Here is a 26,492-nt window from a genome sequence, read left to right on the forward strand (position 1 = left end):
GAAAAATTGTCGGAGCCCACCGCTACCGTCAGCTGCATGGCCATCGATCGACACCAGAACCTGCTGCAGCCCAGCCTGGACGACATCGGTACCCCGCTGTCAGAGGCCACGTTCTGTGTCGTCGATCTGGAGACCACCGGGTCGGGGCCGGAGGCGACGATCACCGAATTCGGTGCCGTCAAGGTGCGCGGCGGTCAGATTCTCGGCGAATTCGGCACTCTGGTCAACCCGGGCGTCCACATACCCGGATTCATCGCCGTGCTCACCGGCATCACCAACCAGATGGTCACCTCGCAGCCGACGCTCGGCGAGGTGCTGCCGAGCTGGCTGGAGTTCTCGCGTGGCACCGTGCTGGTGGCACACAACGCCCGCTTCGATATCGGTTTCCTCAAACGTGCCTGCGAACAATTCGGGTATCCGTGGCCCGGGAATATGGTCGTCGACACCGTCGCGCTGGCCCGTCAGGCGCTGCTGCGCGGCGAAGTGCCCAACGTCAAACTGCACACCCTGGCCGACCATTTTCATGCCGCCACCCAACCCAATCACCGCGCGCTGTCCGACGCACGCGCCACCGTCGATGTGCTGCACGGATTGCTGGAGCGGGTCGGCAACCTCGGAGTGCTGAGCCTCGAGGATCTCAAGGAATTCGAGCATCGCGTTTCACCGCAACGCCGGGCCAAACGCACCTGGGCCTCCGAGCTGCCCGAGCGGCCCGGCGTCTACACCTTCTATGCGCAGCGCCCGGGCCAGGATCGTCAGGTGCTGTATGTGGGCAAGGCGAGCAATATCCGCCGCCGGGTGCGCACCTATTTCACCTCGTCGGAGACCAGGCCGCGGATGGACGAGATGGTGCGCATCGCCACCGGGGTGGACGCCGTGGTCTGCGCGACCGAGTTGGAGGCCCAGGTGCGGGAGCTGCGTACCATCGCGGCTCATGCGCCTCGCTATAACCGTCGTTCGAAGCGGCAGGACAAGGTTGCCTGGGTGAAACTCACCTGCGAGCGCTATCCCCGCCTTTCTGTGGTGGCCAAACCGGCGGACGACCAAGCAACCTATTGGGGCCCGTTCAGTTCGAGATCCGCCGCGCAAACCGGATGCGAGGCCATCTATGACGCCTATCCGCTGCGCCAGTGCACCACGAAGATCGCCAAGAACGCCAGCGGCCCCGCCTGCGCGCTCGCCGAACTCGGCAAATGCCTGGCCCCATGCCTGGGGTCGGCAGCAGATGACTACGCGGAGTTGACCAAGCAGGTGCGCGAGGCGATGACCGGTGACCTGCGGCCCACCCTGGCGCTGATCGGACGCCGCATCGTCCGGCTTTCGGAGCAGCAACGCTACGAGCAGGCCGAGGTGTTGACCACTCGCTTGCGCAGCTATGTCGCGGCATCACAGCGGCTGCACCGACTCCAGGCCATATCGCGGTGCTCTCAGATCGTGGCCGCGCAGTGGATAGCGTCTCCTGCGCCGAACCCCGGCTGGCAGATCCATGTCATCCGTTACGGCAAGCTGGCGGCTGCGGCATGCGCCGCACCGGGCAGTGATCCGATCGAGGTCGCGAATCGAGCCGTCCAACTGGCCGAGGTCGTCTGGGCGACACCGCACGACATGCCATCGGCCTCCGTGGAGGAAGCCGAGCTCATCGCACGCTGGCTGGAGACCCCGGGTGTGCGGCTGATCGACATCGACGGAGAGTGGTCGATGCCTGTTCACGGTGGGGTCGACCGCGCGGATCTGCCCGAGCTGACAGTGGGCGCCGGCGCCAGGGATAACCTTTAGTCCATGATCACCGCAATCGTCTTCGTCCATGTTGAGAACGACCGCATCCCGGAGGTCGCCGAGCAGATCGCCGCCATCGACGGCATCAGCGAGGTCTATTCGGTTACCGGGCGGATCGACCTCATCGCCATCGTGCGCGTTCCCTCATTTGACGACGTCGCCCCGGTGGTCTCCGACTCCCTGGCGAAGGTGCCCGGCGTGCGCGAGACCGAAACCCATTTGGCGTTCCGTGCCTACAGCCAGCGCGACCTCGACGCCACGTTCTCGATCGGTGTCGGCGACTGAGCCCACCATTCAATCGGCCGGACGGGAAACCGGTGACCGCGACGAGCATGTTTCGGATCGTTGCCGGCCATCGACTGCGGCCACGCCGCCGGCAGATAGCACGACGCACCTGATCTCGTCCGATTCGCTCGAAGATCAGGTGCGTCGTGGGTTGTGGTGCAGGGCCCTCAGGCCAGTTCGACCGAGGTGATCACGACGTCGTCGAGCGGACGATCCGCGCGGTCGGTCGGGGTGGCGCCGATGGCGTCGACCACCTGTTGGCTGGCCGGGTCGGTCACTTCACCGAAGATCGAGTGGCGGCGGTTCAGGTGCGGGGTCGGTGCCACCGTGATGAAGAACTGGCTGCCGTTGGTCCCGGGACCCGCGTTGGCCATGGCCAGCAGGTAGGGGCGGTCGAAGACCAGATCGGGGTAGAACTCGTCGGCGAACTCGTAGCCGGGGCCGCCGCGCCCGGTGCCGGTGGGGTCGCCACCTTGGATCATGAAGCCGTCGATGACTCGGTGGAAGATCGTGCCGTCGTAGTACGGCCCGGTCTTGGTCTGGCCGTCGCTCGGATCGCGGTACTCGCGGGTTCCGCCGGCCAGGCAGACAAAGTTGGCGACGGTCTTCGGGGCGTAGTCATCGAACAGTTCGACGACGATATCGCCCTTATTGGTGTGCAGGGTGGCTTGGCTCATACGAACCCACCTTTCGAAATGCGTGTTGACGCGGATACGGCCTCCATCCTTGCAGATGACCGCGCGCCACCAAACTCGTCGTCCGATCCGATGGCACCAACGAATTCTGCCGAGTCCCAGTGATTTGCCGCGATGACCACGTAGCGTGGGTACGGAACCGTTCGCGTGGGCAGTTTCCACGTACTCCGGTTTGCAGCTCGACTACGAGCGGCTCGACTACGAGCACAGCAACGGACAGGAGAAAGTTATGAACTGCAAGACCAAGAAGGCCCGGAAGGCCGCGAAGAAAGCCGCCAACCAGGCTCTCAAGCAGGGCAAGGACGTGTTCGAGGGGGCCACCGACGCTGTCACTCCGCTTGCCAAGCAGGCCAATGACCAGGTGTCCGACCTCGCGAAGCAGGCCGGTGGGCTCGGCAAGCAGGCCGTCGACTTCGGACGCCAGGCAGCCGACCGGGTCACTCCGGTGCTCGAAGACGCGTACGATCGCATCTCACCGAAGGTTGAAGAGGTCGTCGAGAAGCTCCAGCCGTCGGTCTCCCAGGCCTACGAAAGCGTTTCTGACAAGGTGCAGCACGATTGGTACCCGAGGCTTCAGGAGTTTTGGGAGGAAGCCAACGAGAATCCTTCCGTCATCGAGGCCACCCGGCGCGGACGCTCCACTTTGGCCGCGTTGCGCGGCGACCTTCAGCTGCCCGACCCAGAACCCGAACCCCGCAAGCGCAGCGTGGTCGGCCGCATCTTCACGCTCATCGGAATCGCGACCGTGGTGGGCGCGATCATCATCGCGGTGCGCAGTGTCTTGGGCAGCAGCGACGACGGCTGGTCGCCGCAGCAGCCCACCCGCCCCGAGGCCGACGAGGACGATTCGTGGGGTGCCAGCCCGTTCGAGGCCACCACTCCTGCCGACGAACCCGAGGCACAGGAGGTTGCGGAGGACGCCGCGAGTGACCTGGCTGAAGAACTTGCCGAAGATGAGATGATCTCGGAAGGCAGCCCGGACCCTGCGTCGGCTCACAGCTACGGTGAGGGAGCCTACGTCGGAGCCACGCCCCCGGAGGGCTTCGCCATCAAGGGCAACGAGCGTTCGATGAAATACCACACCCCCGAGGCCGCCGGTTACGAGCGCACCAACGCCGACGTGTGGTTCAACAGTGAGGAGGCGGCCGTGGCTGCCGGATTCACCAAGGCACTCCGGTAATTTCCTGGGAGGACCTTGAGTGGGGTCGGCCGGTGCATTCAGCACCGGCCGGTCCCACTTTCATTTTGCCCGGACGCGGCGATGTTGTCCCTCGTCGCCGAGGTGTTGTCCGGGCCGATGACGATGTTGTCCGTTTGAGCCGGGCGCTTGCCGGCCGACGGTTCGATGGACTGTAGTGGGGGTACCGACACCGGCCACGAAGACGTGGCCCCGCACCCTCAGGGAAGCCATGACTGTTCCGCTCGTTTCATCACCGGCCATAAGCGTTCGGGTTCCTCTGCCGCGAGAGCGTCCGGGCCTGTCGCGTCCAGGCCTGCCGGATCGTGCTGCCAGGCAGATTCCGGCCGGGCCTTTTCGCGCCTGGGTTTGCCAGTTGATGAGCGACACCGGGCTGCCCTGGCGGGTCATTTCCAGGGCGGCGCAGGTGCCCGCGTCCACGGTTCTCGGACTGCTGCAAGAACCTTCCCGGACCGCATCTTTGGCCATCCGGGCGGACGAGGCCGCGCGCCTGCTGCGGCTCGACCGGCATCGCTTCGACTATCTTCGCCGCGTGGCCGCCGACCCCCATCAGATGCGTGTTTTGTTGTGGTCTTTGGCAGTGAAGGGTTGCACCATCGCGCAGCTGGCCGAGTTCAGTGGGATCGCCCGGTGCGATCTGCGTCATCTTCTCGCCGCCGAAGATGTCTATTGCACAAAACTTCAGCAGCTGCGCACCGAAGCAGCGTGTGAGGCGTGGGGAATCGATCCGGACCTGGTACTCGACCCGGATCGGGTCGAGCAGGGGCGCCGCGCGGAGCACCGTCATGCCGGGTGAGTGGCTGGTTTGGGCGGTGGCCGCTGCACTGGTGTGCGGCCTGCAGCTGGTGGTGGTGGCCCATCATCCCGAGCCCGCCGATGACGAACCCGATGCCTGTACCAAACCGCGCTACGCCCAGCTGGCGAGATCCTCCGGCGCCGTCGGGCTGCTGGTGGCATCGGCATTGTTGTGCATTCCGATCCCGTCGTTGCCGCTGGCCTTGCGTCCGGCCTGGGTGGTGTGGGCGAGCGCCGGCCTGGTCTTGGTCTATGTCGACGCCCGGACGACCTGGCTACCCATTCGGGCCAGTCGCGTCACCTTCATCGCGTTGCTGGCGGGGTTCGGCCTCGGCATGGCGATCGATCCCGGCTGGTGGCCCGGCCTTATCATCAGGGCGCTGGTCGGCGCCGGGCTGGCCGGCGGACTGTTTTTTGTGCTGTGGTGGCGGAGCCGGGCGCTGGGTTTCGGTGATGTAAGGCTCGCCGCCATGACCGGCGCTCTGGCGGCAGCGGGATCGGTGCAGGGCTGGTTCGCGGCGCTGCTGGCCGGAGCGATCGCGTCCGCCTGCTGGGGGCTGGGCACCACCTGGTGGCGGCGCCGCCATCCCTCCGTGCTGGGCAGAACGTTTCCTTACGGTCCGGGGCTATGGCTCGGGCCCTGGCTCGCGTGGGCCTGGATCAGCCTTGGCTGACGGCGCGTTGAGTGGCCTCGACCCAGCGGTCCACAAGCGCCGATGCCTTGCCGGTATCGATCGCCTCAGCGGCCTGGTCGGCCTTGGCCAGAAGCTGGCCGGCCACCGGTACGCTCAGATCCGGTCCGTCGAAGGCCAGCAGCGCGGCGGCCGCGTTCACCAGGACGATGTCGCGAACCGGTCCCGTCTCCCCGGCGAAGACATCGCGGACGACCTGGGCGTTGTGTTCGGGATCTCCACCGACCAGATCAGCCGGCCGGGCCGGAGCAATGTTCAGCTCGCCGGGATCGAATTCGCTGCGCACGACCTGCCCCTCACGAATCAACCAGATATCGGACGAGGTGGTCGTCGTCAATTCGTCCAGACCGTCCTCGCCATGGAAGACCATGCCCCGGTTGCCGCGCGCTGCCAGCACACCGGCGACCAGGTCGGCCAGCTCCGAATTCGCGACGCCGATGGCTTGCGCTGCCGGGCGCGCCGGATTGGCGAGCGGACCGAGAAAGTTGAAGGTGGTCTGAATGCCGAGTTCCTTACGCACCGGCGCCGTGTGCCGAAGCGAGGCGTGATACAGCGGAGCGAAAAGGAAGACTATGCCGCAGGCGTCGAGGACCTCGCGCTGCCGGGCCGGCGGCACATTCAAGGCCACCCCGAGAGCCTCCAAGCAGTCGGCGGTGCCGCTCATCGAACTCGCCGCCCGGTTTCCGTGCTTGATCACCTTGGCGCCTGCCGCGGCCGCGACGATGGCCGCCATCGTCGAGATGTTGACTGTGTTGGCGCGGTCGCCACCCGAACCGACCACGTCGACGGCGTCGGTGGGTAACTCGATCGGTGTGGCCTTGTCGAGCATGCCGGCAGCGAGAGCATCGATCTCGGCGACGGTCTCACCCTTCGCGCGCAGAACTGTCATGAACGCCGCCATCTGCGCCGTGCCGGTGTTTCCCGACAGAATCTCGTTCATCGCCCATCGGGTCGTCCCGGCATCCATATCCTCGCCATGGACAAGACCGGTCAGCACATCGGGCCACGAGAAAGTCATGCCTGTAGGTTAGTCCCGCTGCCCGCCCGGGCTCGCGCTCGTCCGCCGAACACGGGCCTATCTTGAATCAGGCGCCGTGGCGGCTTGCCACACCCGGCTCCACCAGCGAGGACGACAGCGCATCGGTTCGTCCGCTGCGATGGTTGCGCACCACATCGGCGACATCGGTCGGCAGCCGGATCGGGTCAACCGGGTAGGGCGACACCCCCTCGGCGCGCGACCAGGTGGCCATCCATGCATCGGCCGCCCGCGCGATCAGCAGAAGCACCGGTGGGCAGTCCGGAATCTCGTCGCGCATCTGGTGTGAGACACCCATGCCGCCGGGCCTCGCCTCGGCGTCGAGCAGCGCGATATCGAACTTCTCGGCGTCCAGCCGCTTGAACATCGCTGCCGGGGTTGCGAACTCGGAGATCTCGACCTCGGGCAGATCAGCGGCGATCTTACGGCCGAGGGCAAGCCTCATCTGTTCGCGCACCAGCCGATCGTCCGAATAGATGATCACCTTCAGCACGTCGTCGGACGTGGTGGGCGTTGAAGCACTGGCACCCATGGATCTTCCTCATCTCGCCGGCCGCCGCCCTGGCACAGGCCACGGCACTATCTACCTTTACCCGGATCAGGGCCCACCCGAATCCATCGGATATGACCCACATCCGTCGAGCCCAAACCTGAATTCGTCAAATCCCGGTCATGGTGATGCTATCGCGTCGCGCCGACCAGATCATAGTTGCCTCACCGGGGCCGGCCATCGCCGTGGCCGGGCGAGCTGGTGAGACGGCGGCCAATCGTTTGGGAATGGCCTGAACAATGGGTACGTGCGTTTTCTGAACAGCAGGCCTGCTTACGACCTCACTTACCACGATGTCTTCATGGCACCCAATCGCAGCTCGGTGACCTCCCGGCTCGACGTCGATCTCACCTCCGCCGACGGCCTCGATCTGCCGCTCCCCCTGGTGGTGGCAAACATGACTGCGATCTCGGGCCGCAGGATGGCCGAGACGATCGCCCGCCGCGGCGGGCTCGCGGTTCTTCCGCAGGACATCCCGGTCGATGTGCTGGCCAGTTCGATCGCTCGTATCAAGGCCGCACCGACCGTCTTCGAGACACCGATCACCGTCACCGCTACGACCACCGTGGGCGAGGCGCTCAATCTGATGCCCAAGCGCGCTCACGGCGCCATCGTGGTCATCGACGCCGACAAAGCGCCGCTCGGCCTGGTGACCCAGGCAGACACGGCCGGTGTCGACCGCTATGCCCAGGTGCATGAGGTGATGACCAATGGCTTCGCCCAGGTGCGCCCGGACGCCAGCCCGCAAGAGGTTTTCGACACACTGGAATCGACCCGCCAGCGTCTGGCGGTGGCGATGGACGACACCGGCCGCCTGGTGGGTGTGATGAGCCAGAAGGGCGCGTTGCGCTCGGCCATCTACCGTCCGGCCCTCGATCCGCAGGGGCGGTTGAAGGTCGCCGTGGCCATCGGCATCAGCGGCGATTCGGCCGGACGCGCCGAGGCCCTGCTCAAGGCCGGCGCCGACGTGCTGGTGCTCGACACCGCTCACGGCCATCAACAGCGCATGATCGACGCATTGGCGAATGTTGCCCCGGTTCGCGACGCGTTCGCTGCCGAGGCCGGACGCCGGGCACCGATGGTGGCCGGCAACGTGGTGACTCCCGAAGGCACCACCGACCTGCTGGAGGCCGGAGCCGACGTGGTGAAGGTGGGTGTCGGGCCGGGCGCCATGTGCACCACCCGCATGCAAACCGGGGTCGGACGCCCGCAGTTCAGCGCGGTGTTGGAGTGTGCGCAGGCCGCGGAGGTCCACGGCGGTGCCATCTGGGCCGATGGCGGAGTGCGTTACCCCCGTGATGTTGCGCTCGCTCTGGCGGCCGGGGCAGGCAACGTGATGATCGGCAGCTGGTTTGCCGGCACCTATGAGTCGACCGGTGACATGATGCACGATCCCGACGGCCGCGCCTACAAGGAGAGCTTCGGCATGGCCAGCGCCCGGGCGGTGCGCAACCGCACCCGCAGCAAGTCGAACTTCGATCGGGCCAAGGCGTCCTTGTTCGAAGAGGGCATCAGCGGTTCGAAGATGTACCTCGATCCGCTGCGTCCGGGTGTCGAGGACCTCGTCGACTGGATCACATCGGGCGTGCGCTCCTCATGCACCTATGCGGGCGCGCGTACTCTGCCGGAATTTGCCGAACGCGCCGTGATCGGCGTCCAATCAGCCTCCGGCTATGACGAGGGACGCCCGCTGTCGACCAGCTGGTCATGATCGAGCCGCGCGGCCGAGCTGCGCGCGCACGCGATGGCGCCCGAACCATGAAATGACAACGACACGTCCCCGGACGCAATGCCGGGGACGTGTCGTATCAGCATCCGACGAACGTCGGCTGCAAGATCAGTGGAAGGAGTCTCCACAAGCGCAGCTGCTGGTGGCGTTCGGGTTGTCGATGGTGAAGCCCTGCGCCTCGATGGTGTCGACGAAATCGATGGTGGCACCCGAAAGGTAGGGGGCGCTCATCCTGTCGACGACCAGATTGATGCCTTCGTAGGGATCAACCAGGTCGCCCTCGAGGGAACGGTCGTCGAACATCAGCTGGTATCGCAGGCCGGAGCAGCCGCCGGGCTGGACTGCGATGCGCAGCGCCAGATCATCGCGGCCCTCGACGGCGAGCAACGACGCGGCCTTCGCCGCAGCTGTCTCGCTGAGAGTGACGCCAGTAGCGCTCACGGTGGTATCGGTCATCTCTCGTGCTCCTCAATTCACTGCCGGGTCCCCCAGGCGAACGCCTGGGGCCAAGTCAAGCGGATCCGGTGCATTCGCATCACCAGCAGATCCGGGTTCAGTCTACGTTCACTTTCAACATCGGGCCAGAACGTTCATTCTGGCCTTTCGTTCAGCGCCTGCGGGCCTGACCCGGAATGAGCCCGTCCTCTGCGCGGCTTTCCTGCAGCCAGTCGGCGACCTCGCCGATCGGAGTCGAGGGGCTCGGGATGATCTGATCGGACAACACCACCGGCCCCGACGGCACCGGGGTTCCGGTTTGTTTGATGAGATCGGCCATCTCCTGCAACAACTCGGCCAGGTAGTCGGCATCGCGATCATGAACCGCGGTCATCACGAGATCGTCGATGACATTCAGCCGGGGCACGACTTGGGCCGGCACCTCCCACTGCCCAGACCCCAGAATCCGTACGATCATTGCTTGTCCACCGGCGAATAGCTGTCGGATGGGCCTCCTGCCGGGTATCCGCCCGGCTGCTGATAGCTGCCCTCCCCGGGGGCCGCCGGAGCACGATCCGCGAACTCATCCTGGATGGCCTCGAACTCGGCGGCAGCGGCCTGGTTCAGCTCATCGTCCGAGATGGCCTGGCCGTCCGGCGTGGATTGCAGCAGCGCATCGGCGCGGCGGACGACGGCGTCGGTCTCACTCACGTCGATGCCGCGCAACGCTTCGGCCACTTTCTGGGAGGCCTCGCGCGCCGAATATTGTGCCCATTCGGTGTGTTGCTTCGCGCGGATCGAATCAACCTTCGCCTGCAATCTCGTCGCCGTCCAGATCAGGTTCTCTTCTTCGCGCTGCAGCTGGGCATGCTTGGTATCCAGCCCGGCCAGCAGATGAATCAGCGTCTGTTTGCGCACCAGCGCTTCTCTTGCGAGCGGGGATTGCCCCTGGTCGACAAGACGATGCGCCGACAAGGTGAGCGAATCAATCTCGGCCGCCGTTTCGCGTTGCTGCTCGGCGAGCTGACGACGACTGGACGCCACGCTGGCCGCGCCCTTGCGCACCTGCTGGAGAAGCTCTGTTTGGCGCGCGTAGGCGTCGTCCAGCTCATTGCGGGTCTCGCTGGTGCGCTGCGGATCGTCATGTTGCGATCCGAGTGCGCGCGCTATGCGCTCAATAAAGCCTGGCATGAGCCACAGAATCCTTCCAGTATTCAGATGGGCACAGTTTAGAGGCCATCCGCACCCACTATCACCCCGGCACGCTGCACGCCCGACGCCGGATTTTGCTCCGTGGGTCGCGGTTGACACCTGCCGGGCGCCCGCAGCAGGCCCGGCCTCGTCGCGGCAAAGGCAACCCGGCCGGTGGCATCTGGCCGGCCGCCAACTAGTATGTGGGCCAGCAACTACTTTTGAGAAGGACACCCGTGGGACTCTTCCGCCCTTACCAGCGCACTGATGCCGCCGACACTTCCGACACGTCGGTTGCCGATGAGCAAGAGATCAAGCAGACCGGCCGTAAGACCGCACCGACTCCCACCCGGCGAGAAGCCGAACTGGCCCGCCGCGAACGCGTGCGTCCGACTTTGACCAAGAAGGAACGCAAGGTACGCGAGCGCGAACTCAAGCGGGAACGTGAAGACAGGGCATACGAACAGGCCGAGAAGCGGCCCGAGCGCGTACTGCTGCGCAACTTCATCGATGCGAGATGGACCTTCGGCGAATTCGTCTGGCCGATCTTGCTACTCAGCTTCGCGATCTTCATCGCCGGCTCGTTCTTCCCCCAGCTCGTCACCTGGGCCACCTATGCCATGTGGGCGGTCATCGTGCTGATCCTTCTCGAAGCCACCTTCTTGTGGCAGAAGTTCCGCAGGCTACTGGATCAGCGGCTGCCCGGTGCCTACCGCAAGGGCCTGGTGATGTACATGGTCTCGCGCACCATCACGCCGAGAAGATTCCGCCGTCCCGGCACTGCGATCGATCGAGGAGCTGAGTACTGATGAGCCTGCGATGGGATGCCGAGCTTGCGCCCGGCTCGAAGGCGACCGCCGACGATCTCGCCGGCGCGGGGATCGAGACCAGGTTCGACGATCAGCTGGACGCCGAACAGTGGCTTACCGACAATTTCGCCGAACTGGCCGACTTGGGTGTCGCCTCGGTGACGCTGTTCGATGAGGACGAAAAGGTCTACGGCCCGATGCGACTCGACGAGGCCTGAGGCAGCCCGGTCAGCGCAGCCGCGGCTTCACGAACGGCGGCTTCACCAACTCGAATTCCTCCGCCCGGCGCCTGATCTGCACCCCGACCCGGCCGGGAGCGCCGAGTCCGGTGTCCACCAACGCCAGGCCCACGCCGGTGTGCAAGGTGGGCGAGAAGGTGCCCGACGTGACCACCCCCACCACCTCGCCGCTGTCGTCGTCCAGCACGTCCATTCCGGGACGCGGGATCCCGCGTCCGGTGGCCTTAATCCCCCAGGACTTGCGAGCCGGCCCTTGCTCGCGAATGGCGAGCAAGGCGTCGCGTCCATCGAAAGCAGGTTTCGACCAACCGATCGCCCAGCTCAGCCCGGCGGTCACCGGATCGATATCCAGGGAGAGTTCGTGGCCGTGCAGAGCATAGCCCATCTCGGTGCGCAAGGTATCCCTGGCACCCAGGCCACAGGCCTGCACGCCGAGCGAATCGCCGGCGTCGAGCAGTCTCGTCCACCAGCGTTCGGCCTGCGAACTCTCGACCACCAGCTCGCATCCGCGTTCCCCGGTGTAACCGGTACGGCAAATAGTGGCCTTCTCGCCGAACGGTTGAAACGCCATGTAGCTGAGCCTGGTGGGTAGTCCCAGCGATGAGAGAAGCTCGTCCGACCGAGGCCCCGACACCACGATCACCGCACGCTCGGTGTGCAGATCGTCGATGGACAGCCCGCCGGGGGCACCATCGGCCAATACCTGCGCGACCGTGCTGGCATTCGCCGCGTTAGGAATCAACAAGACGTCGTCGTCATCGTGCAGGTAGGCGATCAGATCATCGATCGCTCCCCCATCCTGATCGCACAGCAGGGTGTATTGTGCCTTACCCGGCCCGACCTTCCGCAGATCGTTGGCCAGTCGCGAGTTGAGGTAGTCGACCGCTCCCGGGCCGGTGACGTGCAGCTTTCCCAGGTGTGAGACGTCGAACAGTCCGACCTTTTCGCGCACTGCCGCATGCTCGGCCAGCACGCCGGCCCCGGCATATTCAACAGGCATCTCCCAGCCACCGAAGGGAGCCATCTTGGCTCCGGCCGCCACGTGCCATTCGTACAGCGGAGAGTGTTGCAAGGCTTGGGTAGGCATGATTACTCCTGTCGACTGCTTGGCCGCCACGCTACTGCACCACGATCGGGCTGGACGCAAAGGGGCGGTGCCGCGGTCGGGATAGCCTGTTGTCACAGTCTTGAGCGCACACGGAGGTTTATATCGATGGCGACCCAGCCTTTGTTCGATTCGTCCCGCTTCGATCCGGAGCGTGTCGCACTTCCGGGCATCGAATCGGTGCGCGGCATCGGCAAGGCCGACGCCGCGGTGATCGGAGTCGTCGAATCGAACCGGCACCCCACCTTGATCGGCACGACTTCCGAGCTCGAGAGCAAGGCCGCCAAGGCGGGCGGCGGCCTGCTCGCGCTGTTGAGTGCCCGGGGCGCCACCGGGGAGGTCGGCGAGGTCACCGAGCTTCACCTTCCGGCGTTGCAGCTGGTCGCGGTGGGCATGGGCGACGATCTCGATCTGCGTCCCGAAGACTTGCGCCGGGCGGCTGGGCTGGGAGTTCGCCAGGTGATGCAGGCCGGTTCTGCCGAGCCGCGGCGCATCGTGATCAGTTTGGACGCCGGCGCCGACGGGCAGGTACAGGCGGTCGCCGAGGGCGCGCTGTTGGCTGCCAGCAGGTTCCGCAAGCTCAGCCGGGTTGCCGAATCCGCACCGGTCGAGACCATCGGCATTCTCGGCTCGAACAGGTCGTCGGCTCGGGCTCTCGCCGCCGCACGCATCACCGCGCAGGCGGTGGCGGTGGCCCGCGACTGGACGAATCTGCCGCCCAATCTGCTCGGCCCGAGTGATCTGGCCGAGCAGGCCCGCGGTTATCTGAAGGACTCCAAGGTCGAGTTGGAGATTCTCGACGAGAAAGCCCTCGACAAACAAGGATTCGGCGGCATCTTGGCGGTCGGCGGGGGCTCGGCCAGACCACCCAGGCTGCTCCGGCTCGACTACCGTCCGCGCGGGACCAAGCGGCACCTGGTGCTGGTCGGCAAGGGCATCACCTACGATTCGGGTGGTTTTAACCTCAAACCGGCCGACAGCCTGCTGACGATGAAGCACGACATGGCGGGCGCCGCCGATGTGATCGCCGCCACCCGGGCGATCGCAGAGCTCGGGCTGGGCGTCCATGTGACGGCGTATGCTCCGCTGGCCGAGTCGATGATCTCCGGCAGCGCCTATCGTCCGGGCGATGTCATCACCACCTTCGACGGCACCACCGTCGAGAACACGAACTCGGACTGCGAGGGACGCATCGTGCTCGCCGACGCGCTGGCCCGCACCAACCAGGACGATGCCGACATGGTGGTGGATATCGCAACGCTGACGGGCGCCTGCGTGGTGGCGCTGGGACCCCAGATCGCAGGCCTGATGACCAGCGACGACGCCACCGCGGACCGGCTGCTGGACGCTGCGGAGGCCGCCGGCGAGGAGTTCTGGCAGTTGCCCATCACCGAACACGTGCGCAAGCTCTTGCCCTCGCCGGTCGCCGATCTGCGTTCGAAAGCCGACCGGAATGGGGGTGCGTTGTTCGCCGGGGCGTTCCTGCAGCACTTCGTGGCAGAGGGCACCAGCTGGGCGCACCTCGATATCGCGGGTCCGGCCTGGAATGCGAGCGACGCCCACGATTATGTGCCCGCTCACGCCACCGGGATGGGAGTACGGACACTGATCGAGCTCGCGAAGTCGATGGCTGGCTGACTATTGAGCGCGGTGCCGGGCGTCCCAATCGCGTTTGCGTTGCGGATAAGGAACCACACCGGCCTGATAGCCGGGAATGTCCTGCTTGCTGCAAAAATCGAAAGCCCATGAGGCCGACGGCACGCTACGCCTGGTCCACTCGCCGTCATAGGCGATCAGCAGCAGTGACGGCTTGTTGAACTGAGTCGGCAGTTCAACCCATCCCTCGACCCCGCGATGCCCGGCGATGAAGGCCGCCAACACCTCGCGAGTGGCCTCATCGACCGCGCGATCGTCCTTCGCGTTGGACGCACGGCGGCGCCCCCGGGAGAAGAACCGTCCGATCGCGTTCACGCCTCCAATTATTACCTGCGCGCCTCAGCTGGGGGCGAACAAACCTGGCACCGAGCGTGCACGGAAACCGCGCGGAAGGGTCATTCGGGATAGGCTACTAATCGGTACCACCGGCATTTCGAAGGAGAGCCTTACCCATGTCGACTGAAGTCACCTTGCCCGCACTGGGAGAGAGCGTCACAGAAGGAACCGTGTCACGTTGGCTCAAGGAAGTTGGCGAGCACGTCGACGCCGACGAACCGTTGCTGGAAGTCAGCACAGACAAGGTTGACACCGAGATCCCCTCCCCCGCTTCGGGCACGCTGCTGGAGATCAAGTTCAACGAGGACGATGTCGCCCCGGTCGGTGCCGTGTTGGGCATCGTCGGCGAGCCGTCGGAGCAAGGCAGTGCTCCCGCCCCCGAGCAGGCCACACCGACCGCACCGGCGGGGACGGTCGAGCAGGCCGAGGAGGCACCCACTCCCACCGAGCCCGCACCTGCCGCGCCCGCAGAGCCTTCCGCTCCTGCACCTGCCGGGGGTTCATCGGACGCCACCGAGGTCCTGCTGCCGGCTCTCGGCGAGTCGGTCACCGAAGGAACCGTGTCGCGTTGGTTGAAGGAGGTCGGCGAAGAGGTCGACGCCGATGAGCCGCTGCTCGAGGTGAGCACCGACAAGGTCGACACCGAGATTCCCTCTCCCGCCGCAGGCGTGCTGCTCGAGATCAAGGTGAAGGAGGATGAGGTCGCCGAGGTCGGTTCCGTGCTGGGCGTGGTCGGTTCGCCCGACGCAGCAGCTGCGGCGCCCGAGCCTGACAAGGGAGCACCGGCATCCGCTGCTCCCGCCGCCTCGGTTGCCCCGACTCCTGAGCCCGTCGGCGCAGCTCCGGCCGCTTCCGCGGCACCCGCCGCGCAGGCTCCTGCCGCTCCGGCACGAGCAGCCGAGCCCACGCCGGTCGCACCTCGTGCCACCGGCGAAGACGGCCCGTACGTCACACCGCTGGTCCGCAAGATGGCCGCCGACAACGGCGTCGATCTGAACTCGATCACCGGCACCGGTGTCGGCGGACGCATCCGCAAGCAGGACGTGCTGGATGCCGCCGAGGCAGCGAAGAAGGCCGCCGAGGCCCCTGCACCTGCAGCGGCCGCCGCTGCTCCTGCAGCCGCCCAGCCGTCCGCCAAGCCTGTTCCCGATGAGTCGGGCAAGCGCGGCACCACTGAGAAGATGAGCCGGATGCGTACGGTCATCGCGTCGCGGATGGTCGAGTCGTTGCAGACCGCTGCTCAGCTGACCGCCACCGTCGAGGTTGATCTGACCGCGATCAGCCAACTACGCAAGAAGGTGAAGGACGAGTTCCGCCGCAGGGAGGGCACCGGGCTCACCTACCTGGCGTTCATCTCGAAGGCCACTACAGAGGCCCTGAAGGCGTTCCCGAACATCAATGCCTCGATCGACGGCAAGAACGTGGTCTACCACGACGCCGAGAATCTGGGCATTGCGGTCGACACCCCGCGCGGGCTGATCGTCCCGGTGATCAAGAACGCCGGCGATCTGAACGTGGGAGGCATCGCCAAGCAGATCGCCGATCTGGCCTCTCGCGGACGCGACAACCAGCTCGGCCCCGATGAGCTGTCGGGTGCCACCTTCACCATCACCAACTACGGTTCGGCAGGCACCCTGTTCGATACCCCGGTGATCAACCAGCCGAATTCGGGCATTCTGGGTACCGGCGCGCTGGTGAAGCGTCCGGTTGTGGTGAGCGATCAGTTCGGCAACGACACCATCGCGATTCGCGACATGATGTACATCTCGCTGACCTACGATCACCGTCTCATTGACGGTGCGGTGGCGGCCCGCTTCCTGTCGGCGGTCAAGGCCCGCCTGGAAGAAGGCGCCTTCGGCGGCGAGTTCGGGCTGTGATCTGAAAACCGCACGTCAGTAACTGGCAGCATCAAAGGCGGACGCCACGGGCAGCGAGCCCGTGGCGTCCGCCTTTCTCGTTACCCGGAGCTGACGACGATCTGCCCTGGACGCACTACCGCCGACGGCTGCGTTCGCAAGCTTGAGCTGACTGACTCAACCTGGCTTGGCCGTCAGGTGGATCCAGGTTTATTGATGGCCGCGACCACCCGGTATCATGGACCAGCGGACGCCGTGCGTCCCCTCACTACTTGATTCACGAACGACGGAGCATGATGGCGAAGAGCGAGAAGGCCAAGGAGCTGGCTGCCAAGCAGAAAGCCGAGGCCAAGGCGCTGCGCGAGAAGAAGCGCAATTCGGATAACCCGCGCGATTGGGGAACCTGGAAACAGATTCGCGAGTCCTTCAAGATCACCAAACAGGTCGACTCCAAGCTTCCGTGGTGGATGGCCGGTGCCTTCGCCCTGGTGACCGTGCTCGGGTTGGTCGTCGGCCTGGTCGTCGACCAGTGGATCTGGGGCCTGGTGATGGGTGCTCTGCTCGGCTTCTCGGCCGCGCTATATGTCCTCACCTGGCGCACCAAGAAGGCCACGTACGTGCGCTACAAGGGCACTCCCGGTGCGGGTGAAGTGCCGCTCGACATGCTCAACAAGAAGAAGTGGACCGTTCAGCCCGCCATCGCGGTCACCCGTCAGCAGGACTGCATCCACCGCGTGATCGGAGCTCCCGGCGTGGTGCTGCTCGGCGATGGCGATGCCGGCCGGCTGAAGCATCTGCTCAATACCGAGGTCCGGCGGCATCAGCAGGTGCTCTACGGCATCGATGTGCACACCGTGATGATGGGCGATGGCGAGGGCCAGGTGCCCATGGAGAAGGTACAGAAGTACGTGGAGAAGCTGCCCGGTTCGCTCGACAAGGTCGAGATCGGCGAGGTGCTCAGCCGCATCAAGGCTCTGGACGCGATGAAGTCCCGCATCCCGGTGCCGAAGGGCCCGTTGCCCACCAACATGAAGGGCTCCCGCAAGGCCATGCGCGGCCGCTAGCCGATGGCGCATCTTCTCGGGGCCGAAGCCCTGCATCTTGAATACCCGACCAAGGTCGTCTTCGATTCGGTGACGCTTGGCCTCAACGAGGGCGACCGGATCGGCGTCGTCGGCCGCAACGGTGATGGCAAGTCATCTTTGCTGGGCATGCTTTCCGGACGAATTCAGCCGAACTCGGGTCAGGTCACCCGCCGCGGCGACCTTCGGATCGGGGTGCTCGACCAGGCCGACACCTTGGACGACGAGGTGAGCGTCGGGTTCACCATCGTCGGCGACCGGCCTGAATATGAATGGGCCGGTGACCCGAAGATCCGTGACGTGCTGGCGGGTCTGGTGCCCGATCTCGATTGGGACGCTGCCGTCGGCACGTTGAGCGGCGGCCAGCGCCGCAGGGTTGCCCTGGCGTCCCTGCTGGCCGGCGAGTGGGATGTGCTGACCCTCGATGAGCCGACCAACCATCTCGACATGGAGGGCATCACCTGGCTGGCCCACCATCTGAAGAACCGCTGGGCGCTGAATGCCGGCGGACTCCTGGTGGTCACCCACGACCGCTGGTTCTTGGACGAGGTCGCCACCGCCACCTGGGAGGTGCACGACCAGATCGTCGAGCCCTTCGAGGGCGGCTACGCAGCGTACGTTCTGCAGCGGGTGGAGCGCGACCGGATTGCCGCCGCCACCGAGGCGAAGCGGCAGAATCTGATGCGCAAGGAGCTGGCCTGGCTGCGCCGCGGGGCGCCGGCTCGCACGTCGAAACCCCGGTTCCGTATCGAGGCAGCGAACGAACTCATCGCCAATGAACCTCCGCCTCGCGACAAGCTCGAACTCGACCGGCTGGCGGTGGCCAGGCTGGGCAAGGATGTCGTTGACCTGCTGGACGCGTCCGCGGGATTCGATGGCCGCGAGGTCTTGCACGATGTGACCTGGCAGATCGCTCCGGGCGAGCGCAGTGCGGTGCTCGGTGCCAACGGTGCGGGCAAGTCGACCCTGCTCGGCCTGATCTCCGGAGACATCAGGCCGACCTCCGGGCGTGTGAAACGCGGCAAGACCGTAAAGCTGGCGGTGCTCGATCAGCAGTTCCGTGAGCTGGACGAGATCGCAGATGACCTGGTGCGTGACGTGCTGGCCCGCCATCGGGCGAGCTACGTCGTGGGCGGCAAAGAGTTGACTCCCGCCCAGTTGCTGGAGCGGCTGGGATTCTCGTCCCAGCATCTGTCGGCCCGGGTCGGTGAGCTCTCGGGCGGTCAGAAACGTCGGCTGCAGTTTCTGCTGGTGCTGCTGAGCGAACCTAATGTGATGGTTCTCGATGAGCCTTCGAACGATGTCGACACCGACATGCTCGCGGCGATGGAGGATCTGCTCGATTCGTGGCCGGGCACCTTGATCGTGGTTTCGCACGACCGTTATCTCGTCGAGCGGGTCACCGATCAGCAGTATGCGATCATCGACGGCAGGCTTCGCCACCTACCCGGCGGCGTGGACGAATACCTGCGCCTCCAAGAGGAAGCCGCTCAGACATCGATCTCCGCGACACGACCGGCGGATCCGACGAGCCGCCGGCAGTCCTCCTCCCCTGCCCCATCAACCGGACCCCACAGATCGGGAGCCGAGGAGCACGCTGCCCGCAAGGAGCTGGCTGCGTCCGAACGAAGGCTCGAACGGCTGGCCGGGCAGAGCGCCACAATCCAAGAGAAGATGGCCACCCACGACCCGAGCGACTACGAGGGCCTGACCAAGCTGAACGAGAAGCTTCAGGCCGTGCAGCAAGAATCGTCCGAGGTCGAAGAACGCTGGCTTGAGCTGGCCGAACAACTCGGCTGAGTGGATCAGCGCCGGGTGACCCTCTCATAAAGCCCGTCCAGCGCTTGGCACAAAGCCGGTGCGCTGCCGTCGAAGAATTCTTGGCGCAGTTGTTCGTTGAGCCCGCCCGGAGTCTCGGCGTGTTTGACAAGATGCGCGAGGTCGACGTTCGGGTCCCGGAGTGCCGGTGCGAGGGCCGCGAACAGACCACGCACGAAAGGCTCCGTTGCATCCTTCGTGGCACCGCGTCCGACCGCCCATTCGCAGACAATGTCGAGATAGCGATAGAACCCGCTGATAGTGCCGGTGAGCGCGGAATAGACGGCCAGATCGGGTTCGGCGGGCAGTTCGAGGGCCCCGCCCAGCAGGTCGAAGAGTGCCTTGGCACGTGGTTCGGGCGGCGCCATGACCGTGACGGAGTCGCGCCGGGCCACCGCCGGCATCGGTACGGCTCGCACGATCGGAACGCTCGCGCCCACCACCGCAGCAACGTCCGCGATTGCGACGCCTGCCAGCAAGCTGATCACCAGCTGCTCGGGCCGGAACCGAACGCCGTCGAGCGCCTCATGCAGTTGGTGGGGAAGAATCGCCAACACGACGATGTCAGAGGACGCAACCACGTGGGCATTCGACTCAGCCACCGCGACGGTGCCGGGAAACTCCCGGGCCAGCCGCGCCGAGACGCCTGCGCTGCGCGGCGAGACCATGATGCGCTCGGGCCCACCGGCCGCACCGGCCAGCCCCGTCACCATGGCCGCCGAAATCTCCCCGGTGCCGATGAATCCGATTGTCTGGGTGTCCACCATGTGCCCCACGCTACTCAACGTCGTCCCCGGCATCGCCGCGCGGCCTCGCATATCTGGAGCCAATGAGCAGGCTGCCCGCAAGAAGGTAGCCGCATCCGAACGAAGGCTCGAATGACCAGCGCAACGAGGTACCAAGATCCCACCTCTAAGACGGCAGTGACGAGTATCGATTTGGCCGATTAGCTCAGCCGTTCGTCAGGCTCAGCCGCGCGTGGTCTCCCGGAGTTCCAGCACACCTTGCAGGCCGATGCGAGCGGAAGATACAGCGTCGCCATCGTCCCCGATCAGAAGCCGGATAGCGATCACTGCAGCTTCTTCGGAACGGAGCCGGATCGTGGAGATGGACGGATGGGTTTCGATGGGAAGCGCATCGTCGCAGCCGAGCAGTTGTACGTGCGCGGGCACATCAATACCGTGATGGCGCAATCCGTCGAGAACCCCGTGTGCCAGGATGTCATCGAAAGCCACCACGGCATCCGCCCCGATCCGCACGATCTCGGGAGTGAGCGCTCGTGCATCACGGTAGATTCCCGCCTCGACCCTCAGATGGGTGATGGCGATGTCAAATTCCCGTGCAGCTTCAATGACCGTCGAGGAGCGTTCTGTTTCGGACCAAGATTTGCGGGGCCCGCCCACATACGCGATATGGCGCGCACCTCCGTCAGCCAAAACTGCCACGCCGTGCTTGAGACTCTCCGACGATTCGGTGAGCACACGAGCGGTGCCCGCGATGTCGCGGTTGATGAACACGACACGCGCTAGCTCGGTTATTTCGCGGGCTTTCCGCTCGGAAAGCCGTGAGGACGCAAGCAAGAATCCTGCGACCCGCGGCATCAGGCGCCGGACGAGACGCAGCTCGCGCTCCGGGTCCGAGTCGGACTCCACAACGAGAATGTCCAGGTCCTCGTTCTCGGCCGCCCGCTGCGCCGCACGGATGAGCGGGGCAAAGAACGGGTTGGTGATGTCTGGCACCACCAGGCCGAACATGCCGGATTTCCCGGTGCTGAGGGCGCGGGCATTCACGTTGGGCTCGTAGCCGAGTTCCGCGGCGATCGCCATGATGCGGCGCACAGTCTCGGGCCGCAGCATGCGCGGTTTGTTAAACGCACGTGAGACCGTCGATGGCGCCACACCCGCCCGATGAGCTACTTCAATGATGGTGGCGCGCTGCTGCATCCAGCACCTCCACTGCCTGCTCCAGACGGTCGGCGGCACCCGCGGCAAACGGTGCCGGCATTGCGTAATACCGGTGTGCATCGCACACTTCATAACCCCCGTACTGACATTCGTCGGCGGGAGGGATATATCCGGGCACACCATCTGCATACCCAAGCACGAGTGTAGGGCCCGTGCCCTGCTCACAGATCCGGCAGGCCGTAGCCCAGAATGGCTCGCCGGGAAGTGCCACGATGCTCACTTCGCCAATCGTCAGCAGGCTGATACGGGCCGGCCATTCAGGCTGGTAGCCAGGCTCCCAAGCGTCCGCCCAGGCGATCCATAGTTCCAGCAGCATCCGGAGCCCTGGATCGGACGCCTCGTCGAGTTGCCGGGCCCACTCTGCTCGTTGAGTTCGAACAGTCTCTTCGGTGAGCATCTGGAGCGGAAGCGCAACCGAACCGTGATCCACCTGCACGGCGCTTGTCGGCAGTTCCTGCATCGTGGCGCCCGCCACCGCACGTGCCAGCAAAGCACCAATACGCTTCGCCTCGGCGAACGTACGCATGCCTCCTCCGGTGGGAGTAAATGAGGCGGCAGCCGAATGGCCGGTGTTGACATCACCCGCGCACCCTGTGGCAAAGATGCACACGCTGCCCGGGAAGGTCTCCTCGACACCAGCGCGAAGAAACGCGGGATAGTCACCAGAGATCTGGCGGTTGAGGCCATCGAGCACCACGGGATGACACGGATAAGTAATGAGATGAGCCAGATAGTGCGCAGCCTCATCCGCCGGTCCGATGGGCTTCTCGGGAGCGAATGCGAGGATCTGCACAGGTGGATCTATCACACGGTCCGGATGTCGCCGATTCTTGGCGACACCGCCGCCACTGGCCTCGCCGTAGAGCATCCGGCAGGGCACAGCGGACGCACGTGCTTCGCTGACCGCCGCGAGCGCGGCGGCCACAATCGCATCATGCACGCCCTCCGCATGTGTACCGAGCCGCTCGAAACTGACGCATGGCCCGGAGTGCGTGTGAGTAGCCGTCACAATCACGTGGTTGCCTGCCACCGCCCGGATCTTCTCGCAGGTGCGCTCGTGGAGCGAGCAGACATCTACACTCACCAGCGCCACGCCGCCGTCGAAGGCCAGCGCCCGCACCGTCACGAGATCGTGTACCCCCGTGCTCGGGCCCAGCCGGGCAGCAAATCCCGCCATGGGTGTCCCTACAGGCACCATCACATCTTGGCAGGCCACTCCCACGCGCACCGCAGTCATGCCAACCTCTGCCCTCCGCGTACCACACCGCACACCGTGGCATCAGCCGAGAGCTCCACCACATCGGCGCGGGCACCCGCAATCAACGCACCTCGAGGCGCCCCAGCTGCGGCTCCGGTACGCCCGAGACACCGCGAAATCACCCGCGCCGGATTGCGGGTGGCCAGGGACACTGCATCGGCCAGAGATAGACCGGCGCTGCCAACGGTGAACTTCAGACAATGCGCAAGATTCACGGCCGAACCCGCAAGAAATGACGTGCCCACGTACGAAAGTCGCCCGGTCGGGCTCAGTTCCACGTCTCCTCCCACAGCAGTCGTGTACCGGCCGGGCAGCGCTCCGGCGAGTTCTACCGAGTCGGAAACCAACATCGCGCGCTCGGGGCCGAGTGCCCGCAGCATCACCCGCAAGGTGTCGGCCGGAAGATGATGGCCGTCGGCAATGAGCCCACAGGTGAGCCGGTCGTCCGCGAGCTGTGCCCAGATGGCATTCGGGTGACGTGGCAGCTGAGCAAAGATTCCATTGCCCAGATGGGTGGACAGCGCCGCGCCTGCGTCCACCGCAGCACGGATCTGTTCGGGTGATGCCTGCGTGTGCCCGAGCGAAACCGTGATTCCCATGGCGGTGATCTTGGCGATTTCGCGGGCAGAGTCGTCCCAGTGCGGCGAGAGGGTCAGATAGCCCACCGGGCCTGCCTTGCACCACCGCGCCACTTCGTCGGCGTCCACCGGCCGGATCTCTTCGAGGCTGTGCACGCCTCTTGGGCCGTCCTGATCGGAGAGAAAGGGACCTTCGACGTGCGCGAACGGAACCGCGGCGTCCACCACGGGGTCGGATTCTTTCGCCTGCTTCACCAGAGCAAGGGAGCGACAGATCATCTCTTCCGAAGCGGTGATGATCGTCGGCACCCAGGTGGTGACGCCTTCGGACGCCAGCCTTTTGGTGATGGCAATGACGCCTTCGACTGTTGCGGTCTGGCCATTCACGTCATATCCGCCATACCCATTCACTTGGATGTCAATGAGACCGGGCGCCAGAAACGGCGCGCCGGGAGCCATGTCGGCTGAAGAAATGCGCTCTATGCCAGAGATTCGTCCCTCATCAAGGTGGAGCCGGAGCCCGCCACCTCCGGTGAGGTTGCGGCCTTCCAGCGTGGCCGGATATCTCTGCGTATCTGCACCTATCGCGCTCACAGCGACCTCACTCTGCCCCGGAACCGAGCCAGGAAACGCGCGTTCGCCTCGTCGCCACCTGGGGCGTTCCCCGAACGCCATAGCGGAACCTCCACGCCACGGCGCACCAATTCGTCGACGGTTTGCAGCATCAGCCAGTTCAGGGTGAATGCGTTGGCGAAGGTCGAAACAGCACCCGTCTTTTCCAAAGCACCGTCGATCTCGATGACTGCGTCACCGATCGGTACTTTGGTGTCGATGTGATGATCGACGACATCGTGCAAATTTGCCTTCGAAGGGTGCCGGGCGGGATGGCCGTGTGCCGTCTGATCTGCATGGCTGCGGGACGAGATGCCGATGATGGTGACACCCCGCTCGCGGGCGGTGAGCGCCGCATCGATGAGCGCAGCATTGATCCCGTAGGCATTGACCAGGATCAGCAGGTCGTCGGCGCCCAGCTGAGCGTCGTCGATCACTACGCGGCCATAGCCAGGAGTGCGTTCCATCGCCATAGAACGCAAGGCCCCCGATGACATCAAAGTGCCTTCATCGAGAATCGCCGAAACGTGCATCAGGCCGCCGGCGCGGAAGAACACCTCCTGACTCGCCAGGTTGGAGTGGCCGCCCGGACCATATATATGCACGAGGCGATCGGCCTCAATTTGATCGGCAAGCATGCCCGCGGCCGTCGCGGTTGTCTCGGCCTCCTCCGCCAAGATGCGCTGCATCAAATCGGAGACTTTTTCGAAGTAGCTCTGCCCTAGATTCATTGTTCTGCCTTCGGACTTTCTTCTGTTGGCTTGTTTGGCGCCGATGTCTGATCCACATAAAGGTGGGCGTCGGGGTGCGTCTTCAAGGCGGTGCCGGGCACCTCGGGAGTGGGATCGCGGTCAAGCGTCTGACGCACCGCATCCGCCTTCTCCGCTCCTGGCACAGAGCACACCATGTGTGCCGAGTTCAGCAGGCGCGGAATCGTCACGGTGATGGCATGCGAGGGAACATCGTCGAATGTCGGGAAGTGTCCTTCGTTGACCTGCTGCCAGCGGGAAACATCGGTAAGCTCCACCACGCGAGCACCCCGCGGATCTTCGAAATCGGCAGGCGGATCGTTGAAGGCCAGGTGGCCATTGACGCCGAGCCCACACAGCACCACGTCGAATGGCTCGTCGCCCATCAGTTCCGAATAGGCCCGCGCGCCCGCTTCAGGAGCCGCCGCGTTGTCGATGCGATGAAAGGTGGCACCATCGAGCAATGAGATGAAGTTCGCATCCAGCCAGTTCCCGAATCCCTGTGGCGCATCGGCCGGCAGGCCCAGGTAATCGTCCATATGGAAGAAGTCCACCCGGTGCGCATCGAATGGCTCGCGAGACAAAGCAGTGAGCGTTGCTGACTGGCTGGGTGCCGCAGCAAGCATGACTCGCGCTCGTTCTCTGGTGGCGAGCGCATCGCGGATCAACGCGCCGGCACGCGCTCCGGCGGCGGCTCCCATCTCGGTGGTCGTGGTGCTCACGTGAAGGTGAATGGGATAGTTCATGAACGCCTCTCAATTCGGGATAGGAAGATAAGAGATCTGATGATGTGGAAAGGGTCTTTCACCGGCAATGCCACCACTTTATTGAGCGGCGTGCCGTCCCTCTCCCGGATTTGCGCCCATTCGCCGTGTACCTGGTCCGGGAACGCCGAGAATGTGTACTCACTTACACGCTCGCACCACGGCTCCATCCCGGGTACATGTTCAGCGAGCATCGCTGCCGCGTAGACGGCCTCTGAGTGCACCCACCACAGTTTGGTGTCCCAGGTTTGCGTGAGGAGTGCCTCGTACGGAGTGGACGCCTGCGCGTCAAGGAGTCTTCCGTGGGGCCGCCCGCCGGTGAGGTGAACATACCGGAACATCCCGGAAGCATTATCGTCCCAACCCACCTCGAACGCACGCATTCCCAAACGCGCAAAACGCTGCCACGGCGGGGTTTCGCCCGCCTGCTCAAGCGCATGCGCGATCATCCAGAGTGCTTCGAGTAGGTGCCCAGGAGTGCGGTGCCCGCCAAGGAGGGTATCGCTGAGTTCTGACGATGCCGGATAGAACTCCCACCAGGCATCCTCACCGAGAAATCCGTCATCACCCAGCAGAAGATCGAGCGAGCGATCACGGACAGCCGCAATACTCGTCCAAAAATCCGGAGTCATCGGGCACACCTGCCTGGCACGGAGCATCTCGGCTGCGGTGTGCAGCAGGTTCATCGGGCCGGCGAGATCGCGAAAACCCTTAGGTACGGGATAGGGCTCCGAAAGGCAGGTACGCGCGATCCAATCCCGTTCCGCGCGATGCAGGATAGTGTCGGCGGCATCAAGCCATTTCGGTCCGTACTGTGGATGAATCCGCGCGGCGGCACCGAGTCCGAGGGCGGTGAATAGATCGGCAAACACGCTGATGGCGAGTTCTCCTTCCGGCCCCTGCGGAATCGGGATTCCCTCCCTGCTGGTCAGATACGCCGTGCGGCCATCTCCCAGCAGCGCATGGGCGAGCAGGAACTGAGCGGTGTATCTCGCGCGCTCAGCCCACTGCCCGGCGTCCGCATCAGCGTCCGCGATGTTCCCCTTGGCGAGTTCCTCCGACAGCTCCGCAGCAAGCCATGCCCACCTGCCCTGTGACCAGGTGTACTTGTTCCTGGAAAGCAGTTCACCGTTGTTGTCGAAGTTGGTAAAAACACCCCCATGTTCGGTATCGATCGCCCGCCTGTTCCACCACGGCAGAATGTCTTTCTCCAAGTGGTGTTTCCAAGTGACTTTCACTGGGACAATTCTCCTTTCAAACGACTGGTGTCTAGAACCTAAGATG

General features: G+C 64.9%; 27 protein-coding genes. 12 read left to right on the plus strand and 15 right to left on the minus strand.

Features of this window, described 5'->3' with window-relative positions:
• Positions 1–36 precede the first annotated feature (36 nt).
• Together QQ658_RS09085 and QQ658_RS09090 are read left to right on the plus strand one after the other, a co-directional pair.
• The gene (locus QQ658_RS09085; RefSeq protein ID WP_286024542.1) at positions 37–1,776 is read left to right on the plus strand and encodes a DEDD exonuclease domain-containing protein; all 1,740 of its coding nucleotides are present in this window, start codon (positions 37–39) and stop codon (positions 1,774–1,776) included.
• Positions 1,777–1,779: 3 nt separating this feature from the next.
• The gene (locus QQ658_RS09090) at positions 1,780–2,061 is read left to right on the plus strand and encodes an Lrp/AsnC family transcriptional regulator (protein ID WP_286024543.1); all 282 of its coding nucleotides are present in this window, start codon (positions 1,780–1,782) and stop codon (positions 2,059–2,061) included.
• Positions 2,062–2,228: 167 nt separating this feature from the next.
• Here QQ658_RS09090 and QQ658_RS09095 read toward each other — a convergent pair whose 3' ends face one another.
• Positions 2,229–2,738 (minus strand): peptidylprolyl isomerase, encoded by a 510-nt coding sequence (locus QQ658_RS09095; protein WP_286024544.1) that lies wholly within the window; start codon positions 2,736–2,738, stop codon positions 2,229–2,231.
• Positions 2,739–2,883: 145 nt separating this feature from the next.
• Between QQ658_RS09095 and QQ658_RS09100 the strand changes: the two genes are divergently transcribed.
• From QQ658_RS09100 to QQ658_RS09110, 3 genes are all read left to right on the plus strand, one after another.
• Positions 2,884–3,936, plus strand: coding sequence for a sunset domain-containing protein (locus tag QQ658_RS09100; RefSeq protein WP_286024545.1), 1,053 nt, complete (start codon positions 2,884–2,886; stop codon positions 3,934–3,936).
• A gap of 376 nt (positions 3,937–4,312) precedes the next feature.
• Positions 4,313–4,750 (plus strand): hypothetical protein, encoded by a 438-nt coding sequence (locus QQ658_RS09105; RefSeq protein WP_286024546.1) that lies wholly within the window; start codon positions 4,313–4,315, stop codon positions 4,748–4,750.
• On the plus strand, positions 4,740–5,423 hold the full coding sequence (locus tag QQ658_RS09110) for a prepilin peptidase (protein WP_286024547.1): 684 nt from the start codon (positions 4,740–4,742) through the stop codon (positions 5,421–5,423). The genes QQ658_RS09105 and QQ658_RS09110 overlap by 11 nt, the downstream gene beginning before the upstream one ends.
• Here the strand turns inward: QQ658_RS09110 and trpD are convergent.
• Complete coding sequence (gene trpD / locus QQ658_RS09115) at positions 5,410–6,459, minus strand: anthranilate phosphoribosyltransferase (protein ID WP_286024548.1); 1,050 nt, start codon at positions 6,457–6,459, stop codon at positions 5,410–5,412. The genes QQ658_RS09110 and trpD overlap by 14 nt on opposite strands.
• A gap of 67 nt (positions 6,460–6,526) precedes the next feature.
• Entirely contained in the window at positions 6,527–7,009 is a 483-nt protein-coding gene (locus QQ658_RS09120) for a response regulator (protein ID WP_286024549.1), read from the minus strand.
• 265 nt (positions 7,010–7,274) lie between these two features.
• Between QQ658_RS09120 and QQ658_RS09125 the strand changes: the two genes are divergently transcribed.
• On the plus strand, positions 7,275–8,738 hold the full coding sequence (locus QQ658_RS09125) for a GuaB1 family IMP dehydrogenase-related protein (RefSeq protein WP_286024550.1): 1,464 nt from the start codon (positions 7,275–7,277) through the stop codon (positions 8,736–8,738).
• 126 nt (positions 8,739–8,864) lie between these two features.
• On the opposite strand, the gene QQ658_RS09130 is transcribed toward QQ658_RS09125, so the two are convergent.
• From QQ658_RS09130 to QQ658_RS09140, 3 genes are all read right to left on the minus strand, one after another.
• A complete protein-coding gene (locus QQ658_RS09130; protein ID WP_286024551.1) occupies positions 8,865–9,212 on the minus strand; it encodes a HesB/IscA family protein in 348 nt (115 codons plus the stop codon).
• A 151-nt stretch (positions 9,213–9,363) separates the two neighbouring features.
• Positions 9,364–9,669: a PspA-associated protein PspAA gene (gene pspAA / locus QQ658_RS09135; RefSeq protein WP_286024552.1), complete on the minus strand. Its 306-nt coding sequence runs from the start codon at positions 9,667–9,669 to the stop codon at positions 9,364–9,366.
• On the minus strand, positions 9,666–10,382 hold the full coding sequence (locus QQ658_RS09140) for a PspA/IM30 family protein (RefSeq protein WP_286024553.1): 717 nt from the start codon (positions 10,380–10,382) through the stop codon (positions 9,666–9,668). Before QQ658_RS09140 ends, pspAA begins: the two co-directional genes overlap by 4 nt.
• A gap of 236 nt (positions 10,383–10,618) precedes the next feature.
• Here QQ658_RS09140 and QQ658_RS09145 point away from each other — a divergent pair, with 236 nt between their 5' ends.
• Complete coding sequence (locus QQ658_RS09145) at positions 10,619–11,191, plus strand: DUF3043 domain-containing protein (protein WP_286024554.1); 573 nt, start codon at positions 10,619–10,621, stop codon at positions 11,189–11,191.
• Positions 11,191–11,409 (plus strand): hypothetical protein, encoded by a 219-nt coding sequence (locus QQ658_RS09150; RefSeq protein ID WP_286024555.1) that lies wholly within the window; start codon positions 11,191–11,193, stop codon positions 11,407–11,409. Before QQ658_RS09145 ends, QQ658_RS09150 begins: the two co-directional genes overlap by 1 nt.
• A 10-nt stretch (positions 11,410–11,419) precedes the next feature.
• Here the strand turns inward: QQ658_RS09150 and gcvT are convergent, their stop codons facing one another.
• Entirely contained in the window at positions 11,420–12,517 is a 1,098-nt protein-coding gene (gcvT, locus tag QQ658_RS09155; RefSeq protein ID WP_286024556.1) for a glycine cleavage system aminomethyltransferase GcvT, read from the minus strand.
• A gap of 126 nt (positions 12,518–12,643) precedes the next feature.
• Between gcvT and QQ658_RS09160 the strand changes: the two genes are divergently transcribed.
• Positions 12,644–14,173 carry a leucyl aminopeptidase gene (locus tag QQ658_RS09160; protein ID WP_286024557.1) on the plus strand — a complete coding sequence of 510 codons (1,530 nt, stop codon included), beginning with the start codon at positions 12,644–12,646 and terminating at the stop codon, positions 14,171–14,173.
• On the opposite strand, the gene QQ658_RS09165 is transcribed toward QQ658_RS09160, so the two are convergent.
• Entirely contained in the window at positions 14,174–14,506 is a 333-nt protein-coding gene (locus tag QQ658_RS09165; protein ID WP_286024558.1) for a hypothetical protein, read from the minus strand.
• 137 nt (positions 14,507–14,643) lie between these two features.
• On the opposite strand from QQ658_RS09165, the gene sucB reads away from it, so the two are divergent.
• From sucB to QQ658_RS09180, 3 genes are all read left to right on the plus strand, one after another.
• Positions 14,644–16,404 (plus strand): 2-oxoglutarate dehydrogenase, E2 component, dihydrolipoamide succinyltransferase, encoded by a 1,761-nt coding sequence (gene sucB / locus QQ658_RS09170; protein WP_286024559.1) that lies wholly within the window; start codon positions 14,644–14,646, stop codon positions 16,402–16,404.
• Between the two features lie 275 nt (positions 16,405–16,679).
• Positions 16,680–17,447 carry a DUF4191 domain-containing protein gene (locus tag QQ658_RS09175; RefSeq protein WP_286027084.1) on the plus strand — a complete coding sequence of 256 codons (768 nt, stop codon included), beginning with the start codon at positions 16,680–16,682 and terminating at the stop codon, positions 17,445–17,447.
• Positions 17,448–17,450: 3 nt separating this feature from the next.
• On the plus strand, positions 17,451–19,265 hold the full coding sequence (locus tag QQ658_RS09180) for an ABC-F family ATP-binding cassette domain-containing protein (RefSeq protein WP_286024560.1): 1,815 nt from the start codon (positions 17,451–17,453) through the stop codon (positions 19,263–19,265).
• Between the two features lie 5 nt (positions 19,266–19,270).
• Here QQ658_RS09180 and QQ658_RS09185 read toward each other — a convergent pair whose 3' ends face one another.
• The 7 genes from QQ658_RS09185 to QQ658_RS09215 all read right to left on the minus strand — a co-directional run bounded on the left by QQ658_RS09185 (position 19,271) and on the right by QQ658_RS09215 (position 26,446).
• Complete coding sequence (locus QQ658_RS09185) at positions 19,271–20,050, minus strand: NAD(P)-binding domain-containing protein (protein ID WP_286024561.1); 780 nt, start codon at positions 20,048–20,050, stop codon at positions 19,271–19,273.
• A 201-nt stretch (positions 20,051–20,251) separates the two neighbouring features.
• Positions 20,252–21,319: a LacI family DNA-binding transcriptional regulator gene (locus QQ658_RS09190; RefSeq protein ID WP_353057958.1), complete on the minus strand. Its 1,068-nt coding sequence runs from the start codon at positions 21,317–21,319 to the stop codon at positions 20,252–20,254.
• On the minus strand, positions 21,201–22,484 hold the full coding sequence (locus tag QQ658_RS09195; protein WP_286024563.1) for an alkaline ceramidase: 1,284 nt from the start codon (positions 22,482–22,484) through the stop codon (positions 21,201–21,203). Before QQ658_RS09195 ends, QQ658_RS09190 begins: the two co-directional genes overlap by 119 nt.
• Complete coding sequence (locus QQ658_RS09200) at positions 22,481–23,677, minus strand: N-acetylglucosamine-6-phosphate deacetylase (protein ID WP_286024564.1); 1,197 nt, start codon at positions 23,675–23,677, stop codon at positions 22,481–22,483. Before QQ658_RS09200 ends, QQ658_RS09195 begins: the two co-directional genes overlap by 4 nt.
• Positions 23,674–24,426: a sugar isomerase domain-containing protein gene (locus QQ658_RS09205; RefSeq protein WP_286024565.1), complete on the minus strand. Its 753-nt coding sequence runs from the start codon at positions 24,424–24,426 to the stop codon at positions 23,674–23,676. Before QQ658_RS09205 ends, QQ658_RS09200 begins: the two co-directional genes overlap by 4 nt.
• Entirely contained in the window at positions 24,423–25,190 is a 768-nt protein-coding gene (locus QQ658_RS09210; protein ID WP_286024566.1) for a 6-phosphogluconolactonase, read from the minus strand. The genes QQ658_RS09205 and QQ658_RS09210 overlap by 4 nt, the downstream gene beginning before the upstream one ends.
• The gene (locus QQ658_RS09215) at positions 25,187–26,446 is read right to left on the minus strand and encodes an AGE family epimerase/isomerase (protein WP_286024567.1); all 1,260 of its coding nucleotides are present in this window, start codon (positions 26,444–26,446) and stop codon (positions 25,187–25,189) included. Before QQ658_RS09215 ends, QQ658_RS09210 begins: the two co-directional genes overlap by 4 nt.
• Positions 26,447–26,492: the final 46 nt, after the last annotated feature.

The sequence above is a fragment of the Propionimicrobium sp. PCR01-08-3 genome (genome assembly GCF_030286045.1).
Taxonomy (GTDB): Bacteria; Actinomycetota; Actinomycetes; order Propionibacteriales; family Propionibacteriaceae; genus Brooklawnia.